Origin of the sequence: Streptomyces sp. CA-106110, assembly GCF_050936285.1 — a bacterium.
GTDB lineage: Bacteria > Actinomycetota > Actinomycetes > Streptomycetales > Streptomycetaceae > Streptomyces.
The window spans coordinates 1,959,936-1,977,900 of record NZ_JBNJNB010000001.1 but is presented as its reverse complement, the minus strand read 5'-3'; the positions used below and the strand labels follow the sequence as shown (position 1 = coordinate 1,977,900).

Sequence of the window (17,965 nt, the reverse complement as noted above, 5' to 3'; positions counted from 1 at the left end):
GCAACGGCCCGCTGGCCGCGGCTGCCGGAGATCAGCCTGCACCAGCCAGCCAGTTGGCCAGCCACCCAGCCGGCCCCGACCGCCGCATGTCAGCCTCTACAGCCGCCCGCCCACGGCCGCCGGATCGTCGAGTACCGCACGCACCACCGAGTGCGCGGCACCGAGCAGTGGCCCCTCGGACCCCAGCTGTGAGACGGACACGGCGCAGGAAGGCCCTGCCGTCCGCCGTGCGAGTTCCTGCTCCAGGGCCGGCAGCAGCCAGGGTGCGAGAGCCGCCAGCGCTCCGCCGAGCACGACCGCCTCCGGGTCCAGCAGATTGACTGCGCCCGTCAGCGCGATACCGAGTGCGGTTCCGGCGCCCCGCAGGGCCCGGCGCACGTCCTTGTCGCCCTGCGCGGCACGCTCGGTGAGCAGTTCGACGTGGTCCTCGCCCGGAGTCAGCCCGGCCGCCCGCAGCACGGCCTCCTCGCCGGCGTACTGCTCAAGACAGCCGCGTCCGCCGCACGCGCACTCCGGCCCCTCCGGGCGCACCGGCACATGTCCCAGTTCGCCCGCGAAACCGCGCGTCCCGCGCAGCAGCCGCCCGTCCACGACCACCGCACCGCCGATGCCGATCTCCGCCGAGACGTGCAGGAAGTCACGGGGCGTGTCGTCGCCGAGCCAGAGTTCCGCCAGGGAGCCGAAGTTGGCCTCGTTGTCCACGGTCAGCGGCAGCCCGGCCGGCAGCAGCGGAGCCAGGTCGACTTCATGCCAGTCGAGGTTGGGGGCGCGGACCACGGTCCGGGCGTCGCGCGCGACCAGACCGGGCACGGCGACGGCGAGACCGGCCGGCCACAGCCCCTCCCGCTCCGCGTCCGCGGCGACCTGACCCACCAGGGCGGACAGTTCGTCGAGCACGGGCTGCGGTGTGCGACCGCGGTTCGTGCCGTGCCGCTCCGCCCGGGCGCGGACGACGCCGCGCAGGTCGACCGCGCACACGGTGAGGTGGTCGACACCGATCTCGGCGCCGATGCCGGCGGGCCCGCGGCCGCTGACGGCGAGGGCTGACCCGGGCCGCCCGACCCGGCCGGGGCGCTCCGGTCCGAGCTCCTCCAGCAGTCCCGCCCGGATCAGCTCGTCGACGAGTGTGGAGACCGCCGCCCTGGTCAGCCCGATCCGTGAGGCGACGGCGGCACGCGACAGCGGTCCCTCGGCGCTCACGGTGTGTATGACCCGCGCCAGATTGCGGCGCCGCATGCCCTGCTGCGTGTCGGGCAGCCGGCGACCGGGGCCGGAGGGCTGGACTTCGTGTAGTGGTGCGGTCATGCCTCCCTCTGATCTCGTCAGGGCTGGTCCGGCGCCCGCTCCAGCAGCGGCGCCGCGTCGGAGAGTACCCCGGCGATCCTCGCCAGGGTGGCGTCGTCCCGCTCCACGGCCTCCAGCACCGGCCCGCGGGCGGTGTCCCAGCGGCGGGCGACGGCGGCCGGGTCCTCGCCGGTCAGCAGTCCGGCTGCCTGAGCCGCGGCGCCCAGCGCGACCAGTTCCTTCGCCTCCGGCACCTGGACGGGACGTCCCGAGAGCCGTCGCACGGTGTCCTGCCAGGCGGTGCCCCGGGCGCCACCGCCGATCAGGAGCAGTGGAGCCGTGCGGTCCGCATCCGCGTCGAGCACCAGGTCGAGGGCGCCCAGCAGCGAGTGCACCGCACCGTCGTACGCGGCCTGGAGCAGCTGGCCGGGTGCCGTGTCGTGCCGCAGGCCGTGCAGCAGGCCCGAGGCGTGCGGGAGAGCCGGAGTGCGCTCACCGTCGAGATAGGGGAGCAGCGTCACGCCCCGGCTCGGCTCGACGGCCTCGCGGTCCAGGCCCAGCAAGGTGGCGATCCGGTCGATGGCCAGCGTGCAGTTCAGCGTGCAGGCCAGCGGCAGCCAGTCGCCGTGCGCGTCCGCGAAGCCCGCCACGGTGCCGGTCGGGTCGGTGGGGCGTCGCTTCGTGACCGCGTAGACGGTTCCCGAGGTGCCGAGGCTCAGTACCGGAACGCCGGGGCGCAGGCCGAGGCCCAGTGCGGCGGCCGCGTTGTCGCCGGTGCCGGGTGCGACCAGGGTGCCCTTGGAGAACGGCAGGTCATGGGCGTCGCGCACCGTCCCGGCGACCTCGCCGGGCTGTACCACCCGCGGCAGCAGGGCGGGGTCGAGGCCCACATGTGCGAGGACCTCCTCGTCGTACGACTCCGTGGCGGACGCCCACCAGCCGGTGCCGGAGGCATCGCCCCGGTCGGTCGTGCCCTGTCCCGTCAGGAGTTCGGTCAGATAGTCGTGGGGCAGTCGTACGGCCGCGGTGGCGCGGACGGCCTCCGGCTCGTGCTCCGCCAGCCAGGCCCACTTGGTGACCGTGAAGGACGGCCCAGGCACGCTTCCCGTGCGGTCCGCCCAGGCCTTGGGGCCGCCCAGTTCCTCCACCAGACGGTGGGCCTGCGGCGCCGACCGCACGTCGTTCCACAGCAGGGCCGGACGCACGGGGTCGCCGTGCGCGTCCAGAGTCACCAGGCCGTGCTGCTGGCCCCCGATCGACACCGCGGCGGCCTCGTGGGCCGGCTCGCCGCACTGGTGCAGGGCCTCGCACAGGGCGTCCCACCACTGCCGCGGATCGCTCTCGCGGCCCGCGCCCGTCGAGACGGTGTGGGGCGCCTGACCGCTCGCCACCACCTGTCCGGTCGATGCGTCGACGACCAGGGCCTTGGTGGACTGGGTGGACGAGTCCACCCCGACGACGAGCGGACCCTCGGCTGCTGACATCGGGCTCTCCCTCTTCCGCGGCTCGCGGGATCTGGTCTGTGGGCGTGTCGCTGACCGGCTGGGCCCGGCGTACACGCATCGTCACCGTACGAAGTCCCCTCGAGGGGAACACTTCGTCTCTTCCCAGAGTTGCCTCCGCATACTAATTTGTTAAGCGCCATGACGAAATAGTCTTCAGCGAACAAGGAGCCGCGGCATGAACTACCAGCCCACCCCCGAGGACAGGTTCACCTTCGGCCTGTGGACCGTCGGCTGGCAGGGACGGGACCCCTTCGGTGACGCCACTCGGCGTGCCCTGGACCCGGCGGAGACGGTGCAGCGCCTCGCCGAGCTCGGGGCCTACGGCGTGACCTTCCACGACGACGACCTAATCCCCTTCGGGTCCTCGGACACCGAGCGCGAGGCTCACATCAAGCGCTTCCGGCAGGCGCTCGACGCCACCGGGATGACCGTGCCGATGGCCACCACCAACCTGTTCACGCACCCCGTCTTCAAGGACGGCGCGTTCACCGCCAATGACCGGGACGTACGTCGCTACGCGCTGCGCAAGACCATCCGCAACATCGACCTGGCGGTGGAGCTGGGCGCGAAGACGTATGTCGCCTGGGGCGGCCGCGAGGGTGCCGAGTCGGGCGCCGCCAAGGACGTGCGCGCGGCGCTCGACCGCATGAAGGAGGCCTTCGACCTCCTTGGTGAGTACGTCACCGCTCAGGGCTACGACCTGCGCTTCGCCATCGAGCCCAAGCCGAACGAGCCGCGCGGTGACATCCTGCTGCCGACGGTCGGCCATGCCCTCGCGTTCATCGAGCGGCTCGAGCGCCCGGAGCTCTACGGTGTCAACCCCGAGGTGGGCCACGAGCAGATGGCCGGCCTCAACTTCTCGCACGGCATCGCCCAGGCCCTGTGGGCGGGCAAGCTCTTCCACATCGACCTCAACGGCCAGTCCGGCATCAAGTACGACCAGGACCTGCGTTTCGGCGCGGGTGACCTGAGGTCGGCGTTCTGGCTGGTCGACCTGCTGGAGACCGCCGGTTACAGCGGGCCGCGCCACTTCGACTTCAAGCCGCCGCGGACCGAGGACCTCGACGGCGTCTGGGCTTCGGCCGCGGGCTGCATGCGCAACTACCTCATCCTCAAGGAGCGCTCCGCCGCCTTCCGTTCGGACCCGGAGGTCCAGGAGGCGCTGCGCGCGTCCCGTCTGGACGAGCTGGCGCAGCCGACCGCTGGTGACGGACTCGAGGCCCTGCTCGCGGACCGCGGTGCCTTCGAGGAGTTCGACGTGGAAGCGGCCGCCGCACGCGGCATGGCCTTCGAGCGCCTGGACCAGCTGGCCATGGACCACCTGCTGGGTGCGCGCGGCTGATCGTCGTGTGACGCCGCCCGGCTGGCCCTCGCGCGGAATGCTCCGGAATCATGCGATCCATGACATAAGTCCGTATCAACTGTCGCGCGGGGGCTGGGGGCTGTTCGTTTTCGGATGTGCAGGAGCGTGTGTGAGTGTGCACGAACATGTACTGGTTCGTGGTGTTGCTGCGCGCACGCGTCGCGTGGCGGGCACTGTCAGTGTCGGCCGGTACCGTTCTTCCTGTTGCCGATCAAGCGTTGGGGAGGGAGTACATCGATGCGTGATGAGTCGCTGCGCACGATCGCTGCCCCCTTCGTGGCCGTCGGCCCGTCCGGCGTGGCGATCCGCACCCGCCTCAAGCACCTGAGCGCCGACGACGAGCAGGTGCTGCGCCTGGTGGGCACGCATCTGGGCTCGCTGGCCTCGAAGGACCTCAAACGCCGGTGCGCCGACGGTCTGGAGCACTCCACTCATACGTGGGCGGGGCGCAAGCGAGCCCTCACGGAGGAGTCTTCGTCGCGCTGGGCCGGGAGCATCACCAAGGCCACCCACGATCAGTGGGTGCTGTCCAGACGTGCTCAACTCGCGCACATCCAAAGCCTTCAGGCGGGCGTGCGGACGATCGCGCACCGCCTGTCCCTCCCGATCGAGGAGAAGGGAAGCAGGCGGGCACCGGGCGGCTACCGCAGCGCACAAGAGTGGTTCGCCAAGACCCGACGCCTGCAGGTCCTGCACGACCGGCTCAGTGCCGAGCAGGCCGACCGCGCTGTGGGCCGGGTCCGGGTGGTGCGCGGCGGGAAGCGGCTCGCGCGCAACCGGCACCACCTGCACGCCGCCCAGCTCACGCAGGCCCAGTGGCGGCAACACTGGGAAGCATCACGCTGGTTCCTGCAGGCGGACGGGGAATCGGGCAAGCGGTACGGGGAACGAGACCATCCGCGTCACACCCGAGGGTGAAGTGTCCCTGAAACTGCCGGCGCCGCTCGCCCACCTGGCCAACGCCCAGCACGGCCGGTACACGCTCACCGGCGCTGCCCTCTTCCACCACCGGCGCGAGGAATGGGACGACCGCATCACCACGAACCGGTCCGTGGCCTACCGCATCCACTACGACACAGACCGCGCCCGCTGGTACCTCACCGCCTCCTGGACCATCCCACCGGTCAAGACCGTCCCCCTCGACGTAGCCCGCGCCCGCGGACTGATCGGCGTGGACACCAACGCAGACCATCTGGCTGCCTGGCGCCTCGATCAGCACGGCAACCCGTGCGGCGAGCCGCGCCGGTTCGTCTACGACCTGTCCGGCACCGCGATGCATCGTGATGCCCAGGTACGGCATGCACTGGTCCGGCTCCTGCACTGGGCCCAACGCCACGGCCTGTCGATCGCGATCGAAGACCTCGACTTCAGCGCGGAGAAGACCCGGGAGAAGCACGGGCGCCAGAAGCGGTTCAGGCGGTTGATCTCCGGCATGCCCGTATCCAAGCTGCGGGCCCGGCTCGTCAGCATGGCGGCCGAACTTGGCATCACCATCATCGCCGTGGACCCGGCCTACACCAGCAAGTGGGGCGCCCAGCACTGGCAGAAACCCCCCACCGGCAAGAACCGCAAGACCACCCGTCACGATGCCGCGAGCATCGCGATCGGACGACGCGCCCTCGGGCACCGCATCCGGCGACGGACGGCACCGCCTCCTGCCCACCAGAGCGATGGACAGCAGCATCGGACCGTCCAGGCCGCAAGCGGCACCCCAGGGCGTGAGGGAACCCGCCCCCGCATCCCCGGACCACGGACACGATCCACTGGGACCAGACGCGGCGCGAACGCGGGAGACCAGGACGCCCAACACCGTTCGGAGCGTCCGACTGAGCCTGTGCAACCCATGCTCAGTCCCTAGGAACGGTCGTGCCCTGAACGGTTGGCGGCGACTCTGGTCGCTATGGCCACGCCGCCCATGCCACCCCAGCCGCCGGGAGACACGCCGCCGTGGGACCACGGTGGGTTCGGTCCTCCGCCCGGAGGGCACCACGGAACGCCCGCCCGCGGCCATCCGCCGGGCGGTTATGGTCCGCCTCCGGGTGGCGGACACTGGTCGTCGGGCGGCGGCAGCGGCCTTCCTCCGCAGCCGCCACCGGCACCTCCCGGCGGGCCCGGTCCGCGCCGCAACACCTTGTTCCTCGCGATCGCCGTGGTCGTGGCCGTGTTCCTGGCGGTGAGCGGTGATGGCGACTCCTCGCAGCGCAAGTCGCCCGCCGAGAGCAGTGCCGGCGTGAGCCGCCCGTCGGCCCCGTCCGTCGGCATTCCTTCCCGGCTGCCCTCCGAGCTCCCCTCGAGCCTGCCGAGCAAGCTGCCGTCATGGCTCCCCAGCGAGCTTCCGAGTGACGTTCCGAGCGAGCTGCCGAGCAGCATCGAGTCGCTCTTCGCCACACCCGCGGCATCACCCTGAGACCGGCCCGCGAGCGCTGGAGAACCGGCGTGCCGTGATCCACGCGCGCGTGGTGTGCGCCCGCTCGATGCCGTTCGTCGTCCTGGGTACGCCATCCAGTACGCCCAGGACGACGACCAGCCGCTTGCGCGGCCCCGAACAAGCGCGGGTCGGGTTCGCCGAACGCGCACATACTTGAACCAGCCGCAGTCGCCGAAGGCTTCTGCGGGGCGGCTGAGGGTCGCGGCTCAGGGTTGTATCAGGGTCACCGCCTGGAACCGCACGCAGCACGCTCCCGTTCTCAGAACAGAGAGCGGAGCCGCCGAGGCCCGCGAGCGGCCGTGGCCGCGAAGGAGGCGACATATGTCGAGAAACGCGAAGATCGCCGCAGGGGGTGTGCTGGTCGGGCTCATCCTGTTGATCTGGTTGCCCTGGTGGGCCGCCCTCCTGATCGTGCTGGGGGTTCCTGCGGCGGCGTACCTGACCCTGGACCCCTCCCAGCGGCGCCGGCTGCGCCGGGTCGCACGCAAGGAACTGGGCCGCTGAAGGGCTAGTCTCCCGCCAGCGTGCAGGAGCCGGTCACGTCACCGCCCGCGGGCCTGCCCACGGCATGGTCCGCGGGCGGCCGCACACCCCGCTCCACCCAGGCGGTGAGCGCGTCGAAGGCGGCCCGGTAGCACGGCAGGATCGGCCGCAGCCGGTCGGGATAGGCGTCGTAGAGGCCGTCCACGTGCGTGCCGCCCTCGATGGTGTAGTAGCGGTGCAGCGGCCCGCGCCCGCTCCGGGTCACCATGCCCGCGTAGACGTCCGAGTCCGTGGCCTTGGGCAGCAGGGCGTCCAGGTCGCCCTGCAGAGTGATCAGCGGCCTGCCGATCCGCCCGGTGAGGGCGACCCGGGCCACCGCGCGGTGCACGGACGCCGGGCGTGCCGCATAGTCGTACGCCGCGTCCGAGGGGCAGGGTGCCAGGATCTCCTCCACCGTCGACCCGGCGGACGCGCCTGGGCAGGCTGCGTCGTACGACGGGTCGAACTCGGCCCGGTAGATCTTCTGGGTGACGCCCCAGTAAGCCTTCTCGTGGTACGGCCACAGGAACTCCGACCCGGGCGCGAACCCGGCCGCGTACAGGTCCTCGTCCCGTGCCGAGCCGAACATCCGGGCAACGGCGACGGGCAGCGACGTCAGGAGGTTCGGGCCGTCCGCCGTCCAGAGGGTGCCCTCCCAGTCCACGCCGCCGTCGTACAGCTCCGGATGGTGCTCCAGTTGCCAGCGCGTCAGGTAGCCGCCGTTGGAGATCCCGGTCATGTAGGTGCGACGGGGCGCGTGCCCGTAGCGTTGGGCCACCGCGCGCTTGGCGGCGAGCGTGAGCTGCGTCGTACGCCGGTTCCACTCGGCGACCGCGTCACCCGGGTGGGTCCCGTCGCGGTAGAAATCCGACCCGCTGTTGCCCTTGTCGGTCGCCGCGTAGGCGTAGCCCTGCGCCAGCACCCGGTCGGAGATGGCCGTGTCGGTCGCGTACTGCTTGCGCGTACCGGGAGCACCCGTGACCACGAGGCCGCCGTTCCACCGGTCGGGCAGCCGGATGACGAACTGCGCGTCGTGCTGCCAGCCGTGCGTGTTGTTGAAGTGCGAGTCGTCCGGGAAGTACCCGTCGATCTGCAGTCCCGGCACGCCGGACGGATTGCGGGTGGCCTTGGCGGTCAGTCCCGCCTGGTCGGCCATGTCCGTGTACGGGGTTCCGGCGAGCCCGGCCGTCGTCAGATCATCGAGGCAGGCGCTCTGCTGAAGCTCCGCACCGGGTATCCGCACCCGCTCCTGTCGTTCGCAATGGCCACCGCCGACCGCTGCCGCGGGGCCCGTGAGGGCCGAGGTCAGCAGGGCGGCGGCGAACAACACGACGCTTCGGGACAGGCGCATGGCGGGGCCTCCGGGTAGGACGGGAGCGCGGGGTTGCCCCATGCTGCGGCCAGGCGAGCGCACCGAGTATGGGTGCGCGCCACAGTGGTGCCGTAGCCGGTATGGGGATCCACAACGCAGCCCCTGCCCCAGGGGCCCCGCACTTCGTCTTCCGATTCAGATGGCCCGCTGGCTCAGAGGGGGCGCACCGCCAGCTTGTCGAGCGCCTCGAGAAGGCCCGGCAGCTCCGGCCCGCGGCCCACCGGGACCACCTGGCCGGGCTGCTCGTCGAGGAGGACGAACGCGATGTCGTCGGTCCTGGCGACGATGGACCAGCCCGGGCCGTCGGCACGCAGAGTGCGTGCGTCACCCGGTGCGAACGAGGAACGGACACGCCCGAGAGGCGGAGGAGTGTCCACGTAGCCGCGTGCCTCGTCGAGGACGCGGCGAACAGGGCTGCGGGGATTGCTCAGTGTGCTGCCTTCGGCCGGTTCGGCCGGTTCGGCCTGCTCGCCGTCCGCTGACGGGGCTGCTGCGGGTTTGAAGACGGCATCAGCGAGCTGATCGCGCCATATGGCCCACCGGAGCGCGATCTCGTCGGCGCCCAGCCGCCGTTGTGCGGGACCCCAGATGTCGGTGTCCGGCGGGGAGAGCGGTTTGCGGTCGATGATTTCCGGTGCCGGATCGTGCGGCGCGGGCACGCCGGGCGCCGCGACGGCCACGTCCAGCGGCCAGCCCGGCAGGGCGGCGACAACCGTTCGCTCGTCGGGCGACAGGTCGTACTCCATGCCGCAGTCCCAGGAAGCGATCGCCACAGCCACCAGTGAGACATCGTCGATGACCACGGTCCAGCGCGCACCGTCGCTGTCCTGGCCGAGCACGAGTCCGTATCCGTCCACCCCAGGTGGCAGGTCGAGGGCCGCGCAGGCCTCCGGATAGTCGTCACCGAGCACACTCGGGAACTGCGCGGGCGTCAACAGAACCGCCGTCAGCACGTACAGCGCGTCGTCCTCGGCTGCGACGGCCTCCTCGTCCGTCCCGACCATGCCATCCTCCCCATCGTTCGTCCGTCGGCGCACCCTATTGCGCCCGCGAGCCAGTTGTCACGACTGCGAATCCCACGAGGAGCTGCACTTGTCCGGCGGACCGGGCGAAACGGCCGGACGAAGTCATGAACACGTCGCCCGGGATCCCGGAAACGGGAGACCAAGGCTTCCCGAACGACCGTCGCCTCGGCGATCTGAGCACACCCCCGGTCGGCGCCATGAAAACCTGCACCGTCCGGTGAAGGGCCCAGCCCATCTCTTCCTCAAGTCAGCGTCGGGCCTAGCCCCCTGTTTCCTCAAGCGAGTCGAGCGTCGTGCGCAGCCACGTCAGCTCGGCCCGGCTGGTGGCCCGCGCGATGGTGAGGATGCCGCGCCGGAAGGGGTCGTCCAGCTCCTCGGCACGCAGCGGGCGGTCGCCCTCGTAGAAGAAGCTCGTGGGCTGCTGGAGGAAGGCGAGCCTGCGCCGCAGCACGGCTGCCTGTGCCGCCGGGTCCTGCAGGTGCCTGAGGAAGGCCAGCACCGTGAACCAGCGGTTCTCGTCGGTGATGTCGCGTTGCGCGGGTTCCGCGAGCCTGCGGCGCAGTTCCTCCCGGCCCTCGTCGGTGAGGGTCAGTACATGCCGCGGAGCCGCCACCGAGCCGGGCTGGGTGGTCCGTGCCAGCAGTCCCGCCTTCTCCAGCCGCTTGAGCGCGGGGTACAGCGTGCTCTCCGCGACGGGACGCACATGCCCGGTCAACGCGGTGATGCGCTTGCGCAGCTCATAGCCGTGCAGCGGAGCGTCGTGGAGAAAGCCGAGGATGGCGAGATCCAGCATGCGTGCATTCTGTCCTACGGGCGTGGTACATCGGCTTCGTAATACATCGAATCCGAGGTATCTTCCTGGGCAAGAGGACGGCGGCGAGAGCGCGAAGGAGAGGCCGATGAGGCAGGCGGAGTTCGACGGCAGCGGAAGCGTGATCCGCTGGACGGAGGCGCCCGGGGCCGAACCCGCGCGTGTCTACGTGCACGGACTGGGTGCGTCCTCGGCGGTCTACAACGCACACATAGCGGCACGGCTCGAACTCGCGGGTCGCCGCACTCTCTTCGTCGACCTGCCCGGGCACGGCATCAGTGACCGCCCCGCGGCCTTCGGCTACACGCAGGAGGACCATGCCGACGCACTGGCCGCCGCACTGGACGCGGCGGCGGTGACCGGGGCCGAAGTCGTCGCGCACAGCATGGGTGGCTCCGTGGCCATCGTGCTGGGCCACCGGCGACCCGACCTCGTCTCACGGTTGGTACTCGTCGAGGCCAACCTCGATCCCGACCCGCCGGTCGGCTCCGGCAGCAGCGGTATCGCCACATACACGGAGGAGGAGTACGTGGAAAACGGTGGCCACGCGCACGTGCTCGAGAAGGTCGGTCCCGACTGGGCCGCCACCATGCGACTCGCCGACCCGCGCGCCCTCCACCGCACGGCGACACACCTCGTGCGGGGCACGAACCCCACGATGCGCCGCCTGCTCGAGGCGATCACGGTCGACCGGGTCTATCTCCAGGGCGAGCTGAGCGGTGAACTGGAGGGCAGAGAAGGCCTGGAGGCCGCGGGCGTGCGCGTGGTGACCGTGCCGGGCGCGGGCCATAACGTCATGTTCGACAACCCGGACGCGTTCGCGGCCGAAGTCTCTGGAGGTGAGACTCAGACCTCGCGGACGGCCAAGGCGAGGAAACGCGCGTCCTCGTCGGCGTAGGACGTCATCCGCCAGCCGGAACCGGCCAGCAGCGGGCCGAGATTGGACTCGGCGCGCAGATCGCCGGGGGTGATCTGCCGGCCCTGCCGGGCCGCGAGGGCGGCCCGGCCGATGGGATGGAACAGCGCGAGAAGTCCGCCGGGCCGCACCACGCGCGCCAACTCCCGCAGGTTCTCGGCAGGGTGGGGGAGATGTGCGATCAGGCCCGCTGCGAAGACCGCGTCGAGGGACTCCGTGCGCAGGGGCAGCGCCGCCACGTCCGCGAGCAGCAACACGCCGTCACGGTTCCTTCCCGCCCGCACAGCGGCCTCGAGCATCGCCGGAGTCAGATCGGCCCCCAGGACCACTCCGGAGCGCCCCACGGCCGCACGCAGCGGCGTGAGGGCCCGCCCCGTTCCGCAGCCCGCGTCGAGCACGTGGTCGCCCTCGCGCAGCCCGAGAGCGTCCACAGCGGCGGCGTATGCCGGGCCGTCGTCGGGAAACCGGGTGTCCCAGTCGGCTGCGCGCGCCCCGAAGAACTCCTGAACACGCGTGTGGTCATCGCTCATGCTTCGCATGATCCCTCACCTCCACGAACGACGCCGCAGTGCACATGTTCGAGCGTGACGTGATCCTTCCTAGTTCTTTCTGTGTCAGATTCCAACAGCTTTCGAACTGCGCGTCCGTCGCGCGCCCCCGTCACGACTAGCGTCCGGGAGCCATGGGACACCTGGACCACGCCGCATTCGGCTGGCTTACCCCCGTGCTGTCGTACGTGATGGCGTGCATAGGCGCCGCCCTCGGGCTGCGCTGTACGGTCCGCGCGCTGGGCACCACGGGCAGATCGCGTCGCAACTGGCTCATCACCGGGGCCTCGGCGATCGGCACCGGTATCTGGACCATGCACTTCGTTGCCATGCTCGGCTTCGGCGTCTCCGGAACCGAGATCCGCTACGACGTGCCACTGACCATCCTGAGCCTGCTGGTCGCCATGGTCATGGTCGGCGCCGGCGTCTTCGCCGTCGGCTACGGCAAGGGCCGCGCCAGGGCGCTCGTCCTCGGCGGGCTGACGACCGGTCTCGGCGTCGCGAGCATGCACTACCTCGGCATGGCGGCACTGCGGCTGCACGGGACGGTGCGCTACGACCCTATGTTCGTCGGGGTCTCCGTCCTGATCGCCGTGGTCGCGGCGACGGCGGCCCTGTGGGCGGGACTGAACATCAAGTCGCCCGTCGCGGTCACCGTCGCCTCGCTTGTCATGGGCGCGGCGGTCAGCAGCATGCACTACACCGGGATGTTCGCGGTGAGCGTTCACGTCGCGCCGTCCGGCGCGGCCCTGCCCGGGGCCACGGCGATGCAGTTCATCTTCCCCCTCGCCGTCGGCCTCGGGTCCTACCTGTTCCTGACCTCGGCATTCGTCGCGCTGTCGCCGACCGCCGGCGAACGGGAGGCGTCTGCTTCGGCCCAGCGACCCGTCGAGAGTGTGGCTCGCTGACCGCGGGCCCGGACGTCACGACCCGACATCTTCCGAGCGAGGAGTCCATGCGAACACCCCGTAGGACCCCCGGGGCCGGCGCCGAGTCGCCGTCCAGGCCGCAGGTCCGCGGTCGCCGGGCGCACGCCGCCCGCCCGGCCGACGAGCGAACCGATGCCGACGAGATCGGTGGCACCGAGTCCGCCCCACCCGTGCGGTCGGGAGGGTGGCGCCTACGCCCGCGCACCGTCAGGGCCAAGGTCGTCTGCCTTCTGATGGTGCCCGTGGTCTCCCTGCTCGCCCTCTGGGCGTACGCCACCGTCAGCATGGCTCAGGACATCGATGGGCTGCGTCAGTTGCAGCGGGTGGAGTCCACCGTGCGTGCCCCGGTCGCCGACGCCGTGGCCGCCCTCCAGACCGAACGCGCGGCCGCTGTGCGCTATGCGACCGACCCGGGGGCCGAGCAGCCGGACGACTTGAGGACACTGGCCGGACGCACCGACCGGGCCGTGTCCAAGCTGCGGCTGGGCGATCATCACACCGTCGCCGACGGCACCGATCTGCCCGGCAACGTCCCCGGCCGCCTCGAAGCATTCGTCACTGGAGCCGAAGGCCTGCGGTCACTGCGCGACGACGTGCTCGCCCGCCGGGTCGGTTGGGACGAGACGTACGCCCAGTACACCAGGGCGATCGCCGCGGCGTTCGTAGTGGACGGCGCGCTGTCCGGGGTGCAGGACGCCGTCCTCGGCTCTGACGCGCGCGTGCTGGTCGAGTTCTCACGCGCGGGAGAGTCGCTCGCCCAGGAGGACACGGTCCTTTCCAGCGCCCGCCTCGCAGGCAGCCTCGACGGCGAGCGCCTGAGACTGTTCACCGGCGCCGTCGACACTCGCCGCGCCCTGACCGCGTCCGCTGTGGCCGATCTGCGCGGTTCCCAACAGGCCGCCTGGCAGCGGCTCGCGAAGGACACCGCGTATGCCGACATCGGCGCCGTCGAGGACAGGGTGCTGGGCGGCCGGCCCGGTGCTCAGGCCGTCCGCTCCGCCCCGGCCGCCACCTGGAACCCGGCACACGCGCGTGTGCAGGACGGTATGCGGGCCATCGAGGCGGACGCCGGCCGTGGCGTCGCGCACCGGGCCGATGCCTTCACCCGCGTCGTGCTCACCCCCGCCGGCGCCGCGGTCCTCCTGGGCCTCGCCGCCGTCGCCGCATCCCTCGTCATCTCCGTGCGCATCGGACGCGGACTGGTCGTCGAACTGGTCAGCCTGCGCAACAGCGCCCTGGAGATCGCCCGTCACAAACTCCCGCAGGCCATGCGAAAGCTGCGTGCCGGGGAGGAGATCGACGTCGACGCCGAGGCACCTCTCGGGCCGCCGGCCGAGGACGAGGCCGGACAGGTCGCCGAGGCTCTGAGCACGGTGCATCAGGCCGCCCTGCACGCCGCTGTCGAACGTGCGGAACTGGCCAGCGGAATCTCCGGGGTGTTCGTCAATCTGGCCCGGCGCAGCCAGGTCCTGGTACACCGGCAGCTCAACCTGCTCGACAGCATGGAGCGCCGTTCCGACGACCCGAACGAGCTGAGCGACCTCTTCCGGCTCGACCACCTCACCACGCGCATGCGCCGCCACGCGGAGAGCCTCATCATCCTCTCCGGAGCCGCACCCGGCCGTGCCTGGCGCACGCCCGTGTCGCTGACCAACGTCGTACGCGCAGCGGTCTCCGAGGTCGAGGACTACGCGCGCGTGGAGGTACGGCAGCTCCCCGAGGCCTTGGTGATCGGCGCCGCGGTCGCCGACCTCACCCACCTCCTCGCCGAACTCATCGAGAACGCCGCGCAGTTCTCGCCGCCGCACACGCGCGTGCGTGTCAGCGGAGAACCGGTCGGCAACGGCTATGCCGTGGAGGTCGAGGATCGTGGCCTCGGCATGGGCAGGGAGACCCTCGCCGACGCCAACCGGCGCATCGAGCAGTCCGAGGTACTCGACCTGTGCGACAGCGACCGGCTCGGCCTCTTCGTGGTCAGCAGGCTCGCCTCCAGGCACGGCGTCAAGGTGCACCTGCAGACCTCCCCTTACGGCGGCACGACCGCGGTCGTCCTCCTGCCGACGGCTCTGTTGCACACCAGCGCGGAGGAACGTCCACCCCGGACGGCGGAGGCCGAACGGCACGAAACCCACGAGTACGCGCGCGTGGCCGCGGCCGCGGAAGGCAAGGAGCCCGTGGCGCAGATCGCGGAACGGCACGCGCCTGCCGGGCCGGTTCCCGCCGGGGCTCATGCGTCCGCCGACGCCTCGGCAGAGGGCCCGCCGCCGGTGGTCACCACGCTGAGGCTGCACCGCCCAGCGGACGACTCGGAGGGATCCGAGAGTCTGCCCCGGCGCGTACGGCAGGCGAACCTGGCCCCCCAACTGCGGGCTGAGCGCCCGCAGGAGCCTGCGACGGGCACCCCGGGCCCGGCGCGCGACGACAAGCGTACCCCCGAACTGGTGAGGGACCGTATGGCGGCATACCGCGACGGCTGGACCCGTGGTGGTGGCCGCGCCCCTGGCAGCGCGACGGGACCAGTCGGCGACAGCAGCGAAGAAGGAGACCTCGCATGATCCAGGACCTGAGCATGAGGACCGCCCAGCGGTCGGGGGAACTCGACTGGTTGCTGGACGACTTGGTGGTACGCGTGAGCGAAGTGCGACACGCCGTGGTGCTGTCCAACGACGGCCTGGCCGTGGGCGCGTCGACCGACATCAGCCGAGAGGACGCCGAGCACCTGGCGGCGGTCGCCTCCGGCTTCCACAGTCTCGCCAAGGGCGTGGGCCGCCACTTCGGTGCCGGTGGGGTGCGACAGACGATGGTCGAGATGGACGACGCCTTCCTGTTCGTGGCGGCCGCCGGCGACGGGTCCTGCCTCGCACTCCTCACGGCTGTCACGGCCGACATCGGCCTGGTGGCCTACGAGATGGCCCGCTTGGTGAAGCGTGTGGGTGAGCACCTCTACACCCCGCCCCGTGTGGGCGCGCGTCCGCCGGCCGCCGGTTGAGAGCCGGAGGCGGTCGCGGATGACCGAGGAACCGACAGGCGCGCCGTACTTGCCGGGCGGCCGGTGGTACGACCAGGAGGCGGGACCGCTGGTCCGCCCCTATGCGATGACGGGTGGCCGCACCAGACCGGGCCCCAGCGGGGTCCGGTTCGACCTCATCGCGCTCGTCTCGCTCCACACCGGCGCGCCGAACGCGGACGACGACACCTCCCTGGGCCCGGAACACCTCGCTCTCATCGACCTGTGCCGTATCGAGACGCAGTCCGTCGCCGAACTCTCCGCAGGCGCCGACCTGCCCGTCGGCGTCGTCCGCGTGCTTCTGGGCGATCTGCTGGAACTGGGCTGTGTGACGGTCAGCCGCCCCGTGCCCCCGGCTCAACTGCCCGACGAACGGATTCTGCGCGAAGTCATCGAGGGACTGAGAGCGCTTTAGGCGATGGACCGGAACCAACGTCAGCCGGACTCGCGCCAAGTTGTGCGCCCGTTCAGGCATCGAACGGGCGAGAGGTGCTCAGATCGGGCAACTAACGATCCAACTTCGTGGAGAGGGACGAAGTTGCCATGATCCTGACTCCGCACGGATGTACCGATGTCGACCGTTGCCGGCACTCCCGAGAGAAGTGATCGATGGTCTCCGAGCACTCCGACGCCTCCGCGGACGAGACGACCGCTCTGGCGTTGAAGATACTTGTCGCCGGCGGATTCGGCGTGGGCAAGACCACCTTGGTGGGCGCGGTCAGTGAGATCAGGCCGCTGCGCACCGAGGAACTGCTCAGCGAAGCGGGCCAGTCCGTGGACGACATCGACGGCGTGGACCAGAAGGTCACGACGACCGTCGCCATGGACTTCGGGCGTATCACCATTCGGTCCGGTCTCTCGCTCTACCTCTTCGGCACGCCCGGCCAGGACCGCTTCTGGTTCCTGTGGGACGAGCTCGCGCAGGGCGCCCTCGGCGCGGTCGTCCTGGCGGACACCCGACGGCTCGAGGACTGCTTCCCTGCCGTGGACTACTTCGAGCACCGGCACATCCCGTTCGTGGTGGCCGTCAACTGCTTCGCGGGCGCCCGCACCTACGGCGCCCACGATGTGTCGCGTGCCCTCGACCTCGACCAGGGCACACCTGTGGTGCTGTGCGACGCGAGGGACCGCGACTCCGGCAAGGAGGTGCTGATCCGTCTGGTCGAGTACGCCGGGCGCATGCACACCGCCCGGCTGCTCGACTCCGTGAGCTGACGCGCTACTCGGCGACGGACGAGAAGGCCAGCACCGTCTCGATCCGCACCCGGACGAGGAGTTCCCCCGGAACGCCGTTGCGGGCGCCGAACTCCTCGGCCCGCTCCTCGCCCATGTACCGGGCGCCGATCCGGGCAGCCCAGAGCCGCAGCTCGTCGAGGTCCTCCGACAGCTCCGCCCGTCCTTGCAGCACGACGAAGTCGAACGGAGGCCGGTCGTCGTCCACGCACAGGGCGACGCGGCCGTCCCTGGCCAGATTCCGGCCCTTCACGGTCTCCTTCCCGGTGTTGAAGACCAGGTCGCCCCTGTCCAGCAGGAACCAGATCGGCGCCACGTGCGGACTGCCGTCGGCCCGGACGGTGGAGAGCTTCGCGGTGCGGGTGCCGTGCGAGACGAAGGCTCGCCATTCCTCGTCGGTCATCTTGTGTGCCATGCCTCCATCCTGCTTGCCGGGAAGTCGGTAGTGGGGAAGGCTGGCTGATCGGATCCTCCGGCCAGGAGGAACGACGTCACGGGGAGAGAGGACCATGGCGCAGAACACCGAGCTCGGCTGGCTCCTGGACGATCTGACCGAGCGCGTGGACCACATACGGCACGCATTGGTGCTGTCCAACGACGGACTGGTGACCGGAGCGAGCACGGGGCTGCGGCGCGAGGACGCGGAGCACCTCGCGGCGGTCTCGTCCGGGCTACAGAGCCTGGCCAAGGGCTCGGGCCGCCACTTCGGCGCCGGCCAGGCGCGTCAGACGATGATCGAATTCGACGATGCGATCCTGTTCGTCACCGCGGCCGGTCCGGGCAGCTGCCTGTGCGTGCTCAGTGCCGCAGAGGCCGACATCGGCCAGATCGGGTACGAGATGACACTGCTCGTGAACCGGGTCGGGGAGCACCTCGCCGTGGAGTCGCGGGACCGGGAGCGCACGCCGACCGTGGACCTGTGACAGTGAGGCGCACCAGCCTCATGGATCTCCCGACGTGAGGCCCAGGCCCTCGCGAATGGTCCTCTGACCTGTGGCAACAGTGGTCGAGAGAGTTATCCA

The 17,965-nt window shown here is 70.9% G+C and carries 17 protein-coding genes and 1 pseudogene; 11 read left to right on the top strand and 7 right to left on the bottom strand.

Annotated features, from left to right (window positions below; genetic code table 11):
- Positions 1 to 96: 96 nt before the first annotated feature.
- Positions 97 to 1,305 carry an ROK family protein gene (locus tag ACQEXA_RS09200; RefSeq protein WP_433129335.1) on the bottom strand — a complete coding sequence of 403 codons (1,209 nt, stop codon included), beginning with the start codon at positions 1,303 to 1,305 and terminating at the stop codon, positions 97 to 99.
- A 17-nt stretch (positions 1,306 to 1,322) separates the two neighbouring features.
- Positions 1,323 to 2,768 (bottom strand): xylulokinase, encoded by a 1,446-nt coding sequence (gene xylB / locus ACQEXA_RS09195; protein WP_432935328.1) that lies wholly within the window; start codon positions 2,766 to 2,768, stop codon positions 1,323 to 1,325.
- A gap of 196 nt (positions 2,769 to 2,964) precedes the next feature.
- Here xylB and xylA point away from each other — a divergent pair, with 196 nt between their 5' ends.
- The 4 genes and pseudogenes from xylA (at position 2,965) to ACQEXA_RS09175 (ending at position 7,084) form a co-directional block, all read left to right on the top strand.
- Positions 2,965 to 4,131: a xylose isomerase gene (gene xylA / locus ACQEXA_RS09190; protein WP_432935329.1), complete on the top strand. Its 1,167-nt coding sequence runs from the start codon at positions 2,965 to 2,967 to the stop codon at positions 4,129 to 4,131.
- Between the two features lie 258 nt (positions 4,132 to 4,389).
- Positions 4,390 to 5,978 (top strand): annotated as a pseudogene (locus ACQEXA_RS09185) (IS200/IS605 family accessory protein TnpB-related protein); the annotation flags it as partial.
- A gap of 305 nt (positions 5,979 to 6,283) precedes the next feature.
- Positions 6,284 to 6,559 carry a hypothetical protein gene (locus ACQEXA_RS09180; RefSeq protein ID WP_433129333.1) on the top strand — a complete coding sequence of 92 codons (276 nt, stop codon included), beginning with the start codon at positions 6,284 to 6,286 and terminating at the stop codon, positions 6,557 to 6,559.
- Between the two features lie 342 nt (positions 6,560 to 6,901).
- Positions 6,902 to 7,084 (top strand): hypothetical protein, encoded by a 183-nt coding sequence (locus ACQEXA_RS09175; RefSeq protein WP_359397282.1) that lies wholly within the window; start codon positions 6,902 to 6,904, stop codon positions 7,082 to 7,084.
- A 4-nt stretch (positions 7,085 to 7,088) separates the two neighbouring features.
- On the opposite strand, the gene ACQEXA_RS09170 is transcribed toward ACQEXA_RS09175, so the two are convergent.
- The 3 genes from ACQEXA_RS09170 to ACQEXA_RS09160 all read right to left on the bottom strand — a co-directional run bounded on the left by ACQEXA_RS09170 (position 7,089) and on the right by ACQEXA_RS09160 (position 10,292).
- Positions 7,089 to 8,453 (bottom strand): tannase/feruloyl esterase family alpha/beta hydrolase, encoded by a 1,365-nt coding sequence (locus ACQEXA_RS09170; RefSeq protein WP_432935330.1) that lies wholly within the window; start codon positions 8,451 to 8,453, stop codon positions 7,089 to 7,091.
- A gap of 173 nt (positions 8,454 to 8,626) precedes the next feature.
- Positions 8,627 to 9,478, bottom strand: a complete 852-nt coding sequence (locus ACQEXA_RS09165) for a hypothetical protein (protein ID WP_432935331.1) — start codon at positions 9,476 to 9,478, stop codon at positions 8,627 to 8,629.
- Positions 9,479 to 9,758: 280 nt separating this feature from the next.
- The gene (locus ACQEXA_RS09160) at positions 9,759 to 10,292 is read right to left on the bottom strand and encodes a PadR family transcriptional regulator (RefSeq protein WP_432935332.1); all 534 of its coding nucleotides are present in this window, start codon (positions 10,290 to 10,292) and stop codon (positions 9,759 to 9,761) included.
- Positions 10,293 to 10,398: 106 nt separating this feature from the next.
- Here ACQEXA_RS09160 and ACQEXA_RS09155 point away from each other — a divergent pair, with 106 nt between their 5' ends.
- Complete coding sequence (locus ACQEXA_RS09155; RefSeq protein ID WP_432935333.1) at positions 10,399 to 11,208, top strand: alpha/beta fold hydrolase; 810 nt, start codon at positions 10,399 to 10,401, stop codon at positions 11,206 to 11,208.
- Here the strand turns inward: ACQEXA_RS09155 and ACQEXA_RS09150 are convergent.
- Positions 11,157 to 11,756 (bottom strand): class I SAM-dependent methyltransferase, encoded by a 600-nt coding sequence (locus ACQEXA_RS09150; RefSeq protein WP_433129332.1) that lies wholly within the window; start codon positions 11,754 to 11,756, stop codon positions 11,157 to 11,159. The genes ACQEXA_RS09155 and ACQEXA_RS09150 overlap by 52 nt on opposite strands.
- A 152-nt stretch (positions 11,757 to 11,908) precedes the next feature.
- On the opposite strand from ACQEXA_RS09150, the gene ACQEXA_RS09145 reads away from it, so the two are divergent.
- The 5 genes from ACQEXA_RS09145 to ACQEXA_RS09125 all read left to right on the top strand — a co-directional run bounded on the left by ACQEXA_RS09145 (position 11,909) and on the right by ACQEXA_RS09125 (position 16,925).
- The gene (locus tag ACQEXA_RS09145; protein WP_432935335.1) at positions 11,909 to 12,682 is read left to right on the top strand and encodes an MHYT domain-containing protein; all 774 of its coding nucleotides are present in this window, start codon (positions 11,909 to 11,911) and stop codon (positions 12,680 to 12,682) included.
- A gap of 47 nt (positions 12,683 to 12,729) precedes the next feature.
- A complete protein-coding gene (locus ACQEXA_RS09140) occupies positions 12,730 to 15,258 on the top strand; it encodes a sensor histidine kinase (protein WP_433129330.1) in 2,529 nt (842 codons plus the stop codon).
- On the top strand, positions 15,255 to 15,692 hold the full coding sequence (locus ACQEXA_RS09135) for a roadblock/LC7 domain-containing protein (protein WP_432935339.1): 438 nt from the start codon (positions 15,255 to 15,257) through the stop codon (positions 15,690 to 15,692). Before ACQEXA_RS09140 ends, ACQEXA_RS09135 begins: the two co-directional genes overlap by 4 nt.
- A 19-nt stretch (positions 15,693 to 15,711) precedes the next feature.
- A complete protein-coding gene (locus ACQEXA_RS09130; protein ID WP_359397259.1) occupies positions 15,712 to 16,125 on the top strand; it encodes a DUF742 domain-containing protein in 414 nt (137 codons plus the stop codon).
- 194 nt (positions 16,126 to 16,319) lie between these two features.
- Positions 16,320 to 16,925 (top strand): GTP-binding protein, encoded by a 606-nt coding sequence (locus ACQEXA_RS09125; protein WP_432935341.1) that lies wholly within the window; start codon positions 16,320 to 16,322, stop codon positions 16,923 to 16,925.
- 4 nt (positions 16,926 to 16,929) lie between these two features.
- Here the strand turns inward: ACQEXA_RS09125 and ACQEXA_RS09120 are convergent, their stop codons facing one another.
- Positions 16,930 to 17,358, bottom strand: coding sequence for a PPOX class F420-dependent oxidoreductase (locus ACQEXA_RS09120; protein ID WP_359397254.1), 429 nt, complete (start codon positions 17,356 to 17,358; stop codon positions 16,930 to 16,932).
- A gap of 94 nt (positions 17,359 to 17,452) precedes the next feature.
- On the opposite strand from ACQEXA_RS09120, the gene ACQEXA_RS09115 reads away from it, so the two are divergent.
- Positions 17,453 to 17,866, top strand: a complete 414-nt coding sequence (locus ACQEXA_RS09115; protein WP_432935344.1) for a roadblock/LC7 domain-containing protein — start codon at positions 17,453 to 17,455, stop codon at positions 17,864 to 17,866.
- Positions 17,867 to 17,965 lie beyond the last annotated feature (99 nt).